Here is a 13,894-nt window from a genome sequence, read left to right as displayed (position 1 = left end):
GGCCGTTTAGCTATAGCTGATTCTGAAAATGCAAAAACCTCTGCCGACTTCCAGCGCTTGAGCTGTGGTGGCAGAGGTTTTTTATTGGCTTCGTGTGTTTTTAGAGTGTTGGGTGACACTGCAGGACCAGTTCTTCCTCAATAGCAGGGCTCAGTACCAGCACCAGGTGCTCGGCAAAAGCGGCATTGTCGAATGGCCGGTCGTTCATCAAGGCGATCAGCCCAACTGGCTCGCCGTCCTCTTTCAGGAAGATGCTGCCCAAGTAACTTTCGATGTTCAACTCCTGTAATTCGATATCTTTGGGGAAGTGGCTTTGTACATTGTCGGGGTAATAACAAAACCGCTGAGTGAGAACAGAATCGCAAGGACTGGATTGCAGGGAGTAGGAGATATTGGGTAGTACCTCTCCGTTTTTGAGAAACACTTTCGTGACAACCTCCTTGCCGTCTTCGCTTAAACTGCCAATCAGTACATACTGTACCTGTGCATGGGTCGCAATGAATTTAGCCGCCCTTTGCAGGAAAGACTCGTCGCGCGGCTGAGAGGTGAGTGAGATGGCAGATTCCAGTATCTGGTGCTCATCCTCCTGTAGCGCATAATTCCAATGATGTACGAATCTGTATTCCATCGCACAAAGTAACAAGAAAGTAATCTACAAATTTAAACATTTGTGTTGCATAAAAGCAATAGGATAAATAGCAATATGTGATGGACTTATGGTGTTGTGTTGATAAAATTAACCGATCTAATGTGTTTGTTTATTCCAATATAGTGCTATTTGTGAAGGGAATATCAGGTTTGTACTTCTGCCGGATTACCTATACAGCAGAAGCGCTACTCAAATGGTATTATTCTGTTCAATCAGTATTAGCAGAAAGGTTATCCTTGCCATTTTGTGCAAATTGTCTTCACGTTGAAGAGAAGCCATTAGAAAAAGCAAAGACAGCGGGTTACAATAGCAGCTTCACAACTGCAAAATTAACCTAGGATAGGGCTCTCAAAAACGGAGCTGTCTTACTTTCTTTAGATTTGGCAATTTGAGCAGGAGGTCCTGCTGCCACTACCTGTCCGCCGTCCTCTCCGGCACCCGGGCCAATGTCGATTACCCAGTCGCTGGCAGCCACTACGCGCATATCGTGCTCTACCACAATCACCGTGTTGCCCGCATCTACCAGCAGGTGAAGTTGGGTCATCAGCCGATCCACATCCGCAGGGTGCAGGCCAGTGGTGGGTTCATCCAGAATGTAAAGGGTGTTGCCGCGTTGGGAGCGCTGCAATTCGGTCGCCAGCTTAATGCGCTGCGCCTCGCCACCCGACAGCTCGGTGGCCGGCTGCCCGAGTCGCAGGTAGCCCAAACCAACCTCTCGGAGCATGGTGAGTGCGCGTTGTACAGCGGGCTCTTCGTCAAAAAACTCCCAGGCTGCATCTACCGTCATATCCAGCACTTCGGCGATGTTCTTGTCACGATAGGTCACTTCGAGGGTCTTGGCGTTGTAGCGGGCACCGTGGCACACAGGGCAGGGAGCGTATACGCTCGGCAGAAAGAGCAACTCCACCATCACAAAACCTTCACCCTGGCAGTTCTCACAGCGCCCTTTGGCCACGTTAAAAGAGAAGCGTCCGGCGTCGTAGCGGCGCTTTCTGGCCAGCGGAGTGCTAGCGAAGAGTTTACGCACGTTGTCGAACAAGCCGGTATAGGTAGCCATGTTCGAGCGCGGCGTCCGGCCAATCGGCTTCTGGTCGACGCGCACCAACCGTTTGATCTGCTCCATACCTGCCGTGATATGACCTCCGGTGGTGAGAGGGATGTCCCGCTCGAGTTCATCGCCTTCCTCTACTTCTGCAGACAGATGATGCCCCAGGTGAGCGGCTACCAGTTCTACCAGCACCTGGCTTACCAGACTGGACTTGCCGGAACCGGAGACGCCTGTCACGGATGTGAACACGCCAAGCGGAAAATCGGCGGACAGGCGATGCAGGTTGTTACGGCTAACATCGCTCAGTTTGAGCCAACCTTTCGGTTCCCGCGGATCGGAGTTGAAGCCCTTTGCGTTGCCAAACAGGTACGCACCTGTGCGGGAGGCCTCAACCTGGCGCAAACCTTCAGGCGGACCGCTGTACAGAATTTCTCCGCCTTTCTCGCCGGCAGCCGGTCCCACATCCACAATCCAGTCAGCATGGCGGATCACTTCCAGGTCGTGCTCTACCACAAACAGCGAATTACCCGCTTTCTTGAGGCCGTCGAGAGCCCGGAGCAGCGCCACCTTGTCGGCGGGGTGTAAACCGGCGGATGGTTCGTCGAGCACATACACGACCCCAAATAGGTGCGAATAGAGTTGCGTAGCCAGGCGCAGGCGCTGCAGCTCGCCCGGGGATAGGGTAGGCGTGCTGCGCTCCAGCGACAAATAGCCCAGGCCCAGGTCGAGCAGCACCTCGATTCGGGCGCAGAGGTCATCGGCAATGCGTTTGGCTACAATGGCCTGTTCCGGGTGCTCGGTTTCCGTGCGGGCATGGCCTGGTTCTTTCCCTTGGGCAAAAGGCTTCAGAACAGCCTGCACCCGTTTCAAAGGCAATCGCGAAAGCTCTGTGATGTCGTAACCGGCAAACTTTACCGACAGTGACTCCGGTCGCAGGCGCTTGCCCTGGCAGGTGGGACAGTCGGTGCTTAGCATATACTGCATCACCCGCTTTTTCATCATCGGGCTATTGGTGTTCGCGAAGGTATGGAACACGTGCCGGCGGGCGCTGCTGAAAGTCCCCATGTAATTGGGCTCCTCCTTGCGCTTGATGGCGCGGCGCGTTTCCTCCGGCGTGTAGCCCGGGTATACCGGCACCACAGGCTGCTCGTCCGTGAAGAGGATCCAGTCGCGGTCTTTCTGCGGCAGTTCCCGCCAAGGTATATCCACATCAAAACCCATCGTTACCAGAATGTCGCGCTGGTTCTGCCCGCCCCAGGCCATGGGCCAGGCCGCAATAGCCCGCTCCCGGATGGTCAGCGAATCGTCGGGAACCATCGACTTTTCGGTGACATCATACATGCGCCCCAGTCCGTGGCAGGTAGGGCAGGCCCCTTCGGCGGTGTTGGGCGAGAAAGCCTCGGCATAGATGATGGATTGTCCCGGAGGGTAGTCGCCGGCCCGGGAGTAGAGCATGCGCAGCAGGTTGGAAAGCGTGGTGACGCTGCCCACGGAAGAGCGGGTAGTAGGCGTACCGCGCTGCTGCTGCAGGGCCACAGCAGGGGGCAGTCCGTGTATGGCGTCTACTTCAGGCACCGCCATCTGGTGAAAAAGGCGGCGGGCATAAGGCGACACCGACTCCAGGTAGCGGCGCTGCGCTTCGGCGTAAAGCGTGCCGAACGCCAGACTCGACTTACCGGAACCCGACACACCTGTGAAAACCACAAGCGCATCGCGGGGGATCGACAGGTTGATGTTTTTGAGGTTGTGCTCCCGCGCCCCGCGCACTTCTACGAACCCCCTGAATTGTCCGTCAGTAGTCTTATTTTCTTTGTCTGAATTCATATACCTGTGTGAATTGCCCTGCCGCGAAGGTATGGCTTCTTGGCGCAATTGAAAATGGTTGAGTGTACGCAGGATTACGCTTTTTGGTAAGGTATGTCACGAAAGGGCATCACCTGTTGGCAAATAGGGAAGGGCAGGACAGTCCAAAATTGGAGCGATAAAATGGTGCTGTCTGCAGCGACCTGGCTGGCAAGTATGGTCTTATGGCAGAAGTCTGCAGCAGTTTGTAGTTAGCTAAGGTATAGAGTCGATTAAAGTGTGGAAGTTACCTAGTCGCTTTGGGCGAACGTGTGTGGTTTGATAAAGACTTCGCAAGGGAAGTATGCAAGCATACGTATATAGGTATTTCTTTTAAAAATACAATTATTGTAACCAATAAGGTATAGAATAGTATTTATCTAGACGTAATTCGGAAGCCTATCCCAGGCGGAAGAGAAAGTACTTTTGAAGACAAACTGAGAACAAACTTATGTTGGCAATGAACTATCGCGGGCCGCAGCGGGTCCGCATCGACGAAAAACCGGAGCCTAAAATACTGCATCCTGAGGATGCGATCGTGCGTGTGACACGCTCCTGTATTTGCGGCTCTGACCTCCACCTCTACAACGGCAACGTACCCGATACCCGGGTCGGCACGACCTTCGGACACGAATTTATTGGCGAAGTAATAGAAATTGGCTCTGAGGTACAGAAACTGAAAGTGGGTGACATGGTGATCGTACCGTTCAACATCGCCTGCGGAAAATGCCATTTCTGTAAGCAGGGCCTGTTTGGCAACTGCCACGAATCCAACTCGCAGGCAACGGCAGTGGGAGCCATTTTCGGCTACTCGCACACCGCCGGTGGCTACGATGGCGGACAGGCCGAGTATGTGCGCGTACCCTATGCCGATGTAGGACCAACGGTTATACCGGAAGGCATGGACCCGGACGATGCCGTGCTGCTGACCGACGTGGTGCCAACCGCTTACCAGGCCGCTGAGATGGGTGGTATACAGAAAGGCGACACGGTTGTGATTTTTGGCGCCGGACCGATCGGCATCATGGCGGCACGCTGCTGCTGGCTCTTCGGTGCCGGCCGCGTGATCGTGATCGACAAGATAGAATATCGATTGGAGTTCGTGCGCAACTACGCCAACTGCGAAGCCTACAACTATGAGGAGATGGATGACCCGGTGGTATTCATCAAGAAGACAACCGACTGGATGGGCGCCGATGTAGTGATCGATGCGGTGGGAGCCGAAGCAACCGGTAACCTGATGCAGACCATCACAGGCCGTAAACTCTTGCTGCAGGCAGGTTCTGCCACGGCGGCGCACTGGGCCGTGAACTCCGTTAAGAAGGGCGGGATTGTATCCATCGTCGGGGTATACGGACCAACTGACAACCTCTTCCCACTGGGCAATGTGCTCAACAAGGGCCTCACAATACGGGCAAACCAGGCGGCTGTGAAGCGCCATTTGCCGCGGTTGATCGAGCACGTGCAGAATGGCATCCTGAACCCGAAAGCGCTGATCACGCACCGTGTGCCGCTGGAAGACGTGGCTGATGCCTACCATATTTTTTCAGAGAAACTGGACAACTGCATCAAGCCTGTCCTGATTCCGCCAACAGCCAGATAAAGGAGAGAAAGACCATGGAAAACAAGACACCGAAAGACTATTCGCACATAAAAGGCTGGGGTATAGACGCGGATCCGAAAAACGACCCGACTTACCCCATGAAGCACCGCACTGATGCCGAGCACGAAGGCTACAGCTGGGACCGCCCCACGCAGCAGCCCATCGACGTAGAGGTGCTGCACTCCATCGAGCGACCCAACGTGACGGCCGTGTTTGGCACCTCCGTGCCCCCAAGCGGACTGAGCGGCATGATCCGGCGCTTTGCGTTTAAGCACAGCGAAAACAGTTACCTGCATTGGCTACCCCTGCTGATGGCGGACCGCGTGAATGTGGTGGAGGGCGTGATCGAGGATTTGGGCAAAGGCTCTGTGCCGAACATATTTGCTGAGAAAGGCTGGAAAGCCGATTGGGAGCACAACCGCACCGGGCTTATCCAGAAAGTAGGCATACTAGCCCTGGTGACCACGGCAGCCGTTGTGTTGCTCACGCGCAAAAAGGATTAGCTGAAGGATTAGACAGAGGCCAACAGAAAGGCAGCTACCGTAAAGTGGCTACCTTTCTTATTTTCTGATCGTTAGTCCCATTCCACAATATCGTCGTCCTCTTCATCATCAAGGTAATCTGCAATATCCAAATCCTCGTCTTCCCAGTCATCCGATAGGTATACCTCATCTGCCATGTCGTCGGGTGATTCAGCTTCTTCTGTGCTGTCGTTTGCATGCTGCTGCAGAAATTCCTGCAGAGCAGGTACAGCGGCAAAGCCCGCCTCAGTAAGGGCGATCAGTTCGCCGCGCTGTAAGAAACGATTGGCATCGAGCAGCACCTCGTAGGTGGGGGTATGGATGTGCTTCGGGATCCTGAACAGCCTGGGGTCACGCTTGTTGAAGGGTGTAGGTATAGCAGCGGAATAAAGGTAGGGTAGCAGCGTCTTGGAGCAGCTCAGGGCGATTCGGTCGATGCGGTGCGCCTCAAAGTAATCCTGCAGTCGGGTGTTGATGTTGTCGAAAAACTCAGCCGTTTCACCCAGCCGCACACGGGAACCAGCTCTGGACTTGCCCTTCGTTTTGAGGTATTTGATCTGGCTCTTGCCTTGCTTCTGGCGCACCATATACGAGCGGTATACCTTGTGATTCATGCATTGCCCGTTCTCGAAATAGCCCAGAGCGCAGTGGCCGGCCTGTATCAGCAGGATCACATAGTGCTGTTTCGGATCGCCTTCCGCATTGAGATAAGAAGTAGTGATCGGTAGCCTGAAATAGACCAGCTCACGTCCGTTTTCGTCCATCAACAAAAGCCGGTGCCGCTCCGGGTCGTATACCTGCCGGATGGAGGAGCTCCGAAGAAACTGCAGAAGGGTAGCGGCTACCGGGCCAGGTATAAATCGGTTCATGTTCGGTTGCGTGTTTCGGACTGTCGAGCTGTAAAGATACGATCAGGATCATTTCAGCAATCCGCATTTGAAATGATAAAGTAGCATTCGGTTTTGAGTAGTAAAAGAGTCAACCCGCTTCACAGTACGGCTACGGTTGTTTCCATTATGGTAAAATTAGGCAATTATTGACTTTAATCCTGAACATGCAGGAGGGGTTTTGCTTCTCTAGCGTGTATTGGGTAAACTTGTAATACGTTCAAGAGATTATAATTGCAGCATCGTAGCGCTAATGAAAAGGTGGTTTAACTGGTTCGTGATTTCCTGCTTCATCCTGCATGTGGGGCTTTACTTCAGTACCTCCCATGTGGCCGGCAAATCGATGATCCCGCTCGAGGACTTGCTCGAGGGCCCCAGCAGTGGCGAAAGCGTAGCCGAGGATGAGTCCCCGATCAACCTGATGCTGCAGGAGTACCTCGACCTGATCGAGGACTTCCCGAGAACCGAAAGCCCCAAGCCAAGTCACAAAGGGGCGAACTCCGTCTACCAGACCAACCTAAAACCTGTTCCGCAGAAGACGGATATACCTTTTCTGCAGGAGTGGTACTCTATTACCGACAGCTATACCCCTTACCGACCGCTCACTTTCCTGCTGTCGGAATACCATGGCTATCTTTTCCGGTTCAAGCCCTTCTAGATTTCTTCATTCCTAAGTCTGGGTATGGCTCTCCCCATACGCCTCCAGATCAGGTTGCTGACCGCTGAGTTTTTTCTCTTCGGTTCCGGCAGCCTCAGTAATCCATTATCCTACTACATTACAAGTTTAACTTTGCAATGAAACTGCTACCGAAGAAATCGAATCTATTATACACACTTACGCTTAGCGCCCTAGTGGCCGGCTGCACGGCCCAAGGCGGCGATATCGATACTACCAAAACCGAGACAGCCCTGCCTGTCACCCAACTGATCACCAAAGACACGACCCTGCACGTGGATTACGTGTCCGACATACAGGCCGTACGCCACATTGAAGTGAGGGCCCGCATCAACGGCTACATTGACCGGATCCTGGTCGACGAAGGACAGGAAGTGAAGGCAGGCCAGGTGATTTTTAAACTGAACTCCAAAGAGCGTGAGGCCGAGCTTGCCAAAGCAAAAGCCAATCTTAACAATGCTGTGGCCGAAGCGATGGCTGCTGAAGTAGAGGAGGGGCGCGTGCGCGTGCTCGTGGAGAAAAACGTGATCTCTGCATCCGAACTGGCATTGGCAAAAGCCAGGCACAAGGCGGCCAAGGCAAAGGTAGAAGAAGCGAAATCAGCTCACGACCATGCTGCCAACCTGCTGGCCTATACCAGCATCCGGGCACCGTTTTCAGGTATAGTAGACCGTATTCCGCTCAAGGTAGGCAGCATCGTGTCAGAGGGTGATTTGCTTACCTCCCTGTCTGACCTGCAGTCGGTGTACGCTTACTTTGAGGTATCCGAAAAAGAGTACCTCCGCTACGTTAGAGCCCGCGCGGAAGGCGAAGATGCCAATGATGGCGACGTGCAGCTGATTCTGGCCGACGGCAGCACCTATCCGCACGAGGGCAAGATCGAGACCATGGAAGGCGTGTTCGCTCCTAACACTGGTTCTATCGCCTTCCGGGCCACTTTCCCGAACCCATCCAAGATCCTGAAACACCACGCGACCGGCAAAGTGCGCCTCTTCAATGAGGTGGATAGTGCCCTGCTGGTGCCGCAAAAAGCTGCCTTTGAGATTCAGGACAAGAACTTCGTCTATGTGGTAGGGGAGGACAACAAGGTGCAGACCAGGAGCTTTGAGCCAAAAGCGCGCTTCTCCCACTTCTACATCGTGGAGTCTGGTCTGGAGCCGGGCGAGCAGGTGGTGTACGAAGGCGCTCAGACGCTGCGCGAAGGCACTCTGATCAAGCCGGAGCTGATCCCGATGGACAGCCTGCTGGCCGCAACGCCGAGGTAGGTTTTCACCAATATTTCACACCCCCTTTCTGTGCAGGAGGTTTTGGCTGGCGCTGAATTGCCCCTGCCCGAAATCCTGCGCCTAATTGTGCCTACGGCAGTCTGCGCTATACCTGGTAGGTATACCTGGCAGGCTGACCGCGTGTGTGCTGGCAACAGCCACGCAACTAAGTCTCTAAGTATTCAGAAAATCATCCATGTTAAAGATATTCATACAAAGGCCGGTGCTCTCACTGGTCATTTCCCTGATTATAGTCCTGTTGGGGGTGCTGTCGATCCTGAACCTTCCGGTGACGCAGTTCCCCGACATCGTACCGCCCTCCGTTACGGTTACTGCCAAGTATACCGGTGCCAATGCCGAAGTGAGTACCAAAGCCGTGGCCACGCCGCTCGAGCGCGCTATCAACGGGGTGCCCGGCATGACGTACATGACCTCCGTTTCGAGTAACAACGGCGTCACGCTGATCCAGATCTTCTTTGAAGTGGGTACCGACCCCGACCTGGCCGCTGTAAACGTGCAGAACCGCGTGACGACCGTGCTCGACGAATTGCCCGAAGAGGTGATCAAAGCCGGTGTGACCACCGAGAAAGAGGTGAACAGTATGCTGCTATACCTCAACCTGATGAGCGACGACCCGAGTGCCGACGAAGAGTTTGTGTACAACTTCGCCGACATCAACATCCTGCAGGAGCTCAAGCGTATCGACGGGGTTGGCTTCTGCGAGATCATGGGTAACCGCGACTACTCCATGCGGGTGTGGCTCAAGCCTGACCGCCTCATGGCCTACGGCGTGTCGCCCGACGAGGTGATCAACGCCATCCGCGCTCAGAATGTGGAAGCTGCGCCGGGTAAAGCGGGCGAAAGCTCGGGCGGCAACGCCCAGATGCTGCAGTACGTGCTCCGCTACACCGGTAAGCTTTTCGAGCCTGCCCAGTACGAAAACATTGCCATCCGCTCGAACGCCGACGGCTCCGGCTCGGTGCTGCGCCTCAAAGACGTGGCTGAGATCGAGTTTGGCGCCGTGGACTACGGCATGGTGTCGAAGACTGACGGCCGCCCGTCGGCCTCTATCATGATCAAGCAGCGCCCGGGCTCCAACGCCAAAGAGGTAATCGAGAACGTGAAGCTGAAAATGGCTGAGCTGGAGGAGACTTCATTCCCGCCGAGCATGAAGTACAACCTCGCTTACGACGTGTCCCGCTTCCTCGACGCCTCTATGTCGGCGGTACTGATCACCCTGCTCGAGGCCTTTATCCTGGTGTCGATCGTGGTGTTCATCTTCCTGCAGGACTGGCGCTCTACCCTGATCCCGATCCTGGCCGTGCCGGTGTCGCTGGTAGGTACCTTCTTCTTCATGGACATGTTCGACTTCTCCATCAACCTGCTCACGCTTTTTGCACTGGTGCTGGCCATCGGTATTGTCGTCGATAACGCCATTGTGGTCGTCGAGGCCGTGCACAGCAAGATGCACGAGAAAAAGATGAATGCCCGCGAGGCTACTTTGGAGGCAATGGGTGAGATCAGCGGTGCCATCATCGCGATCACGCTGGTGATGTCGGCGGTGTTTGTGCCGGTGGCGATGATGACGGGTCCGGTGGGGATATTCTACCGCCAGTTCTCAATCACACTGGCCATTTCGATTGTGATCTCGGGTATCAACGCACTCACGCTCACGCCCGCTCTTTGCGCCATCATGCTGAAAGTGGACCACAGCCAGCATAAAAAGAATAGCCTTTTGCAGCGCTTCTTCGACAAGTTTAATCTCGGCTATAGCAAGGTGGAGAACGGCTACAAGAGCCTCATCCTGCGTGTTGCCGGTCGTCGAACCGTGACGCTGGGCATCCTGCTGGTGTTCGTGCTCGGCACCTGGGGCATCACCCGCATCCTGCCAACAGGCTTTATCCCGACCGAAGACCAGGGCATGATCTACGTGAACGTGACTACGCCGGCGGGTGCTACCGTGGAGCGTACCGAATATGTGCTGGACCAGGTACAGAAAGCAGCCGAAGAGATCGGGGCTGTGGAGAACGTGTCGACGCTGGCGGGCTTCAGCTTGCTGACCGATGCGGCTGGTGCCTCTTACGGTATGGGCATGATCAACCTCAAGGCCTGGGACGAGCGCACCGAGTCGGTGGAGGACATCATCGCCCAGCTCACCGAGAAAACGGCCTACCTGAAAGACGCCAGCATCGAGTACTTCCCGCCGCCAACCGTGCCGGGCTTCGGTAACTCGAGCGGCTTTGAGCTGCGCTTGCTGGCCCGCGACAAAACGGCCACGCTCACGGAGACTGCTGAAGTGACGAACCAGTTTGTGCAGGCCATGCAGCAGGCACCGGAGGTAAGTTCTGCCTTCACCAACTTCGACGCAAGCTTCCCGCAGTACCTCATTCACGTGGACCAGGACCTGGCGGCCAAAAACGGCGTGACCGTGGACAATGCCATGGGTACCCTGCAGACGCTGATGGGCAGCTACTACGCCTCCAACTTCATCCGCTTCGGGCAGATGTACAAGGTGATGGTGCAGGCCTCGCCGGACTACCGCAGCAAGCCGGAAGACGTGCTGAAGATGTACGTGAAAAACGAGTGGGGCGAGATGGTGCCGTTCTCGGCATTCGTGACGCTGGAACGCGTGTACGGACCGGAGCAGCTCACCCGCTACAACATGTATACCTCGGCCATGATCAACGGAAGCGCCGCACCAGGGTATAGCAGTGGTGACGCCATCAAGGCCATTGAGCGCGTGGCGGAGGAGAACCTGCCAAGGGGCTATACCTACGAGTGGTCCGGTATGACGCGTGAGGAGATCCTGTCGGGCAACCAGACCGTGTTCATCTTCATCGTCTGCCTGCTCTTTGTATACCTGCTGCTGGCCGGTCAGTATGAAAGCTTCCTGCTGCCGCTGCCGGTGATCCTGTCACTGCCGACAGGTATATTCGGTGCCTTCCTGTCGCTGCAACTATTGGGTCTGCAGAACAACATCTACGCACAGGTAGCCCTGGTGATGCTCATCGGCCTCCTGGGCAAGAACGCCATCCTGATCGTGGAGTTTGCCATCCAGCGGCAGCAGGAGGGACGCACCGTGCTGCAGGCCTCCGTAGACGGCGCCGTGTCGCGTTTCCGTCCGATCCTGATGACTTCGCTCGCTTTCGTGGCCGGACTTATTCCACTGACGATCGCTACCGGGGCGGGTGCCATGGGTAACCGCTCCATCGGTACGGCTGCTGCTGGCGGCATGCTCATCGGTACGATCTTCGGCGTGCTGATCATTCCGGGACTGTACGTACTGTTTGCCTCCATTGGCAAGGGCAAAAAGAAAAAGAAGGAAGAAGAAGTGGCCATGGCCTAAGCCTTCGGAAGTTTTACCAAATTGATTTTGCAACCATGCATTTACATAGAAGTTTATTAAAAACCATACCCTGCCTCGCGCTGCTGGTACTGCTGGGAGCCTGTAAGGCCATAGAGCCTACGCAGCTGCCAGACGCAGCGCCCTTGCCTGCCAGCTTCGGCAGCACCGCCGACTCAGCCAGTCTGGGCGATGTGCGCTGGCGCGATTTCTTTAAAGACGAACACCTGGTGCGCCTGATCGACACTGCGCTGCACAACAACCCGGATGTGCTGGCAGCCGCGCAGCGGATCGAGCTCGCCAGAGCAGGCGTGCTGCAGACACGCGGTGAGCTACTGCCGCAGGTGTCTGCTGTTGGGGCCGCTGGTGTTGACCGCTTTGGCAAGTATACCATGACCGGCGTCGGCAACTTCGACACCAACCTGTCGCCCAACATTTCGGAAGACCAGAAGGTAAACCAGCCGCTGGTGCCGGAGTATTTCCTGGGCCTGCGCAGCTCCTGGGAAATAGACCTATGGGGCAAGCTGCGCCAGGGCAGAAAAGCTGCCTTCGCGCGCTTCATGGCCTCCGAAAAAGGCAGGCAGCTGGTGACGACCTCCCTGGTGGCTGATGTGGCTAACCTTTACTACCAGCTGCTTTCGTTAGACAACGAACTGGCCATCCTGGACCGCAACATTGCGTTGCAGGAAAGGGCGCTGGAACTAGTGTGCATCCAGAAAGAAGGGGGCAGGGCCACAGAGCTGGCTGTGAAGCAGTTTGCCGCCCAGTTGCTGAACACGCAGGCCCTGAAAGCAGAGAAGACGCAGGAGATCACGCAAACCGAGAACCAGCTGAACCGTCTGCTGGGCCGTCACCCGCAGCCGATCGCGCGGGGTGCGGCGCTGGTAGAGCAGGAGCTGCCGCAACAGGTGCATGCCGGTGTGCCAAGCGACCTGCTGCGCCGCAGACCCGATATTCAGCAGGCAGAGCTCGAGCTGCTGGCGACGAAGGCTGATGTGGCGGCTGCCCGAGCCGCTTTCCTGCCAGCTCTCACGCTCAACCCTTATGTGGGCTACAATGCCTTTGATGCTTCACTGCTCTTCAAGCCAGCCTCCCTCGCCTACGGCGTGCTGGGCGGATTGTCGGCGCCTTTGCTCAACCGCAGCAACATCCGGGCTGACTTCCGCCGTGCCGATGCCGGCAGGCTGCAGGCCTTCGCGGCGTACCAGAGCGCTGTGCTGACGGGAGTGCAGGAGGTGATGACCAACCTGCGTGGGATCGAGAACTTCCGCCAGTCGGCTGAGCTGAAACAGGAAGAGGTGGAGGTACTACAAGAAGCTGTGGGAACTGCCAACGACCTGTACGCGGCTGGTTACGCCAGCTACCTCGAGATCATCACGGCCCAGCGCAGCGTGCTCGAGGCCGAACTGCACTTGACCAACACCCGAAAGAACATCCTGCAGTCGACAGTGGGACTCTACCGTGCCCTGGGTGGCGGCTGGCAGGAATAAGCCAGGTATAGCCAAGGCTGATTAAATCAGAAAAGCCGCAGAGGGATAACCAGCTGCGGCTTTTTTTTGCTATACCTGCACTTTTGTAAACAATGAAAAGGTCGGCGGCCGAAGCTGAGTTTTTTACCTTGTTACTGGAGCTTTCTTACGCCTTTAATTTTTCCATTTCCTTCAAGTAATCACTTCTTTCGAACTGAAACGGTTCTATTTGGGTGTATTCCCAATTATCTCTATGGACTTGTTCAAAATGGCTCCACTCAATCAAATCGTCCTTTTCGGTTATTTTAACAACGAAAGACCAACAGCCGTCACAACCGCATTCACATTCTAAGATCCTAGATTTTACTTTCTCTTCACGCTGTTGAAATTCATCGATAAATTCTGCTGGGCTAATTCCGTCATAGGCTCCTGCTAGCGATTTGTCATATTCAAGTTCTATACCTTTCAGAATTTCAATCAAAGACTTTTCATTGATAAAAGGAATGACAACTTTATTGGAAAGACTGCCATCTTCTCTTTTCTCTATTTCAAGTCTTAATTTGTCCATTTCGTATATTAAAAATTATCGAC

The 13,894-nt window shown here is 55.1% G+C and carries 10 protein-coding genes; 6 read left to right on the top strand and 4 right to left on the bottom strand.

All coding sequences use genetic code 11. From position 1 onward, the window contains the following. Positions 1 to 100: 100 nt before the first annotated feature. Complete coding sequence (locus B0B12_RS06565) at positions 101 to 628, bottom strand: GAF domain-containing protein (RefSeq protein ID WP_076666801.1); 528 nt, start codon at positions 626 to 628, stop codon at positions 101 to 103. 355 nt (positions 629 to 983) lie between these two features. Next, positions 984 to 3,521, bottom strand: a complete 2,538-nt coding sequence (gene uvrA / locus B0B12_RS06560) for an excinuclease ABC subunit UvrA (RefSeq protein WP_076666799.1) — start codon at positions 3,519 to 3,521, stop codon at positions 984 to 986. Between the two features lie 469 nt (positions 3,522 to 3,990). On the opposite strand from uvrA, the gene B0B12_RS06555 reads away from it, so the two are divergent. Together B0B12_RS06555 and B0B12_RS06550 are read left to right on the top strand one after the other, a co-directional pair. Continuing rightward, complete coding sequence (locus tag B0B12_RS06555) at positions 3,991 to 5,142, top strand: zinc-dependent alcohol dehydrogenase (RefSeq protein WP_076666798.1); 1,152 nt, start codon at positions 3,991 to 3,993, stop codon at positions 5,140 to 5,142. A gap of 14 nt (positions 5,143 to 5,156) precedes the next feature. After that, positions 5,157 to 5,645, top strand: coding sequence for a hypothetical protein (locus B0B12_RS06550; protein WP_076666796.1), 489 nt, complete (start codon positions 5,157 to 5,159; stop codon positions 5,643 to 5,645). Between the two features lie 71 nt (positions 5,646 to 5,716). Here the strand turns inward: B0B12_RS06550 and B0B12_RS06545 are convergent, their stop codons facing one another. Then, a complete protein-coding gene (locus B0B12_RS06545) occupies positions 5,717 to 6,532 on the bottom strand; it encodes a hypothetical protein (RefSeq protein WP_076666794.1) in 816 nt (271 codons plus the stop codon). A 271-nt stretch (positions 6,533 to 6,803) separates the two neighbouring features. Between B0B12_RS06545 and B0B12_RS06540 the strand changes: the two genes are divergently transcribed. The 4 genes from B0B12_RS06540 to B0B12_RS06525 all read left to right on the top strand — a co-directional run bounded on the left by B0B12_RS06540 (position 6,804) and on the right by B0B12_RS06525 (position 13,324). Further along, on the top strand, positions 6,804 to 7,208 hold the full coding sequence (locus tag B0B12_RS06540) for a hypothetical protein (RefSeq protein ID WP_076666793.1): 405 nt from the start codon (positions 6,804 to 6,806) through the stop codon (positions 7,206 to 7,208). 137 nt (positions 7,209 to 7,345) lie between these two features. Continuing rightward, positions 7,346 to 8,491: an efflux RND transporter periplasmic adaptor subunit gene (locus tag B0B12_RS06535; RefSeq protein ID WP_076666791.1), complete on the top strand. Its 1,146-nt coding sequence runs from the start codon at positions 7,346 to 7,348 to the stop codon at positions 8,489 to 8,491. A 196-nt stretch (positions 8,492 to 8,687) separates the two neighbouring features. Continuing rightward, complete coding sequence (locus B0B12_RS06530; RefSeq protein ID WP_076666789.1) at positions 8,688 to 11,837, top strand: efflux RND transporter permease subunit; 3,150 nt, start codon at positions 8,688 to 8,690, stop codon at positions 11,835 to 11,837. Between the two features lie 35 nt (positions 11,838 to 11,872). Continuing rightward, the gene (locus B0B12_RS06525; protein ID WP_076666787.1) at positions 11,873 to 13,324 is read left to right on the top strand and encodes an efflux transporter outer membrane subunit; all 1,452 of its coding nucleotides are present in this window, start codon (positions 11,873 to 11,875) and stop codon (positions 13,322 to 13,324) included. Positions 13,325 to 13,469: 145 nt separating this feature from the next. Here the strand turns inward: B0B12_RS06525 and B0B12_RS06520 are convergent, their stop codons facing one another. After that, on the bottom strand, positions 13,470 to 13,871 hold the full coding sequence (locus B0B12_RS06520) for a hypothetical protein (RefSeq protein ID WP_076666785.1): 402 nt from the start codon (positions 13,869 to 13,871) through the stop codon (positions 13,470 to 13,472). Positions 13,872 to 13,894: the final 23 nt, after the last annotated feature.

The organism is Pontibacter indicus (assembly GCF_900156345.1).
In the GTDB taxonomy this organism is placed as follows: domain Bacteria; phylum Bacteroidota; class Bacteroidia; order Cytophagales; family Hymenobacteraceae; genus Pontibacter; species Pontibacter indicus.
This window is presented reverse-complemented; position numbering and strand designations above follow the sequence as displayed.

Bases quoted from the DNA above. Each gene is read 5' to 3' on its own strand.
- B0B12_RS06565 (WP_076666801.1), bottom strand. From the start codon at position 628: ATGGAATACAGATTCGTACATCATTGGAATTATGCGCTACAGGAGGAT.
- uvrA (WP_076666799.1), bottom strand. From the start codon at position 3,521: ATGAATTCAGACAAAGAAAATAAGACTACTGACGGACAATTCAGGGGG.
- B0B12_RS06555 (WP_076666798.1), top strand. From the start codon at position 3,991: ATGTTGGCAATGAACTATCGCGGGCCGCAGCGGGTCCGCATCGACGAA.
- B0B12_RS06550 (WP_076666796.1), top strand. From the start codon at position 5,157: ATGGAAAACAAGACACCGAAAGACTATTCGCACATAAAAGGCTGGGGT.
- B0B12_RS06545 (WP_076666794.1), bottom strand. From the start codon at position 6,532: ATGAACCGATTTATACCTGGCCCGGTAGCCGCTACCCTTCTGCAGTTT.
- B0B12_RS06540 (WP_076666793.1), top strand. From the start codon at position 6,804: ATGAAAAGGTGGTTTAACTGGTTCGTGATTTCCTGCTTCATCCTGCAT.
- B0B12_RS06535 (WP_076666791.1), top strand. From the start codon at position 7,346: ATGAAACTGCTACCGAAGAAATCGAATCTATTATACACACTTACGCTT.
- B0B12_RS06530 (WP_076666789.1), top strand. From the start codon at position 8,688: ATGTTAAAGATATTCATACAAAGGCCGGTGCTCTCACTGGTCATTTCC.
- B0B12_RS06525 (WP_076666787.1), top strand. From the start codon at position 11,873: ATGCATTTACATAGAAGTTTATTAAAAACCATACCCTGCCTCGCGCTG.
- B0B12_RS06520 (WP_076666785.1), bottom strand. From the start codon at position 13,871: ATGGACAAATTAAGACTTGAAATAGAGAAAAGAGAAGATGGCAGTCTT.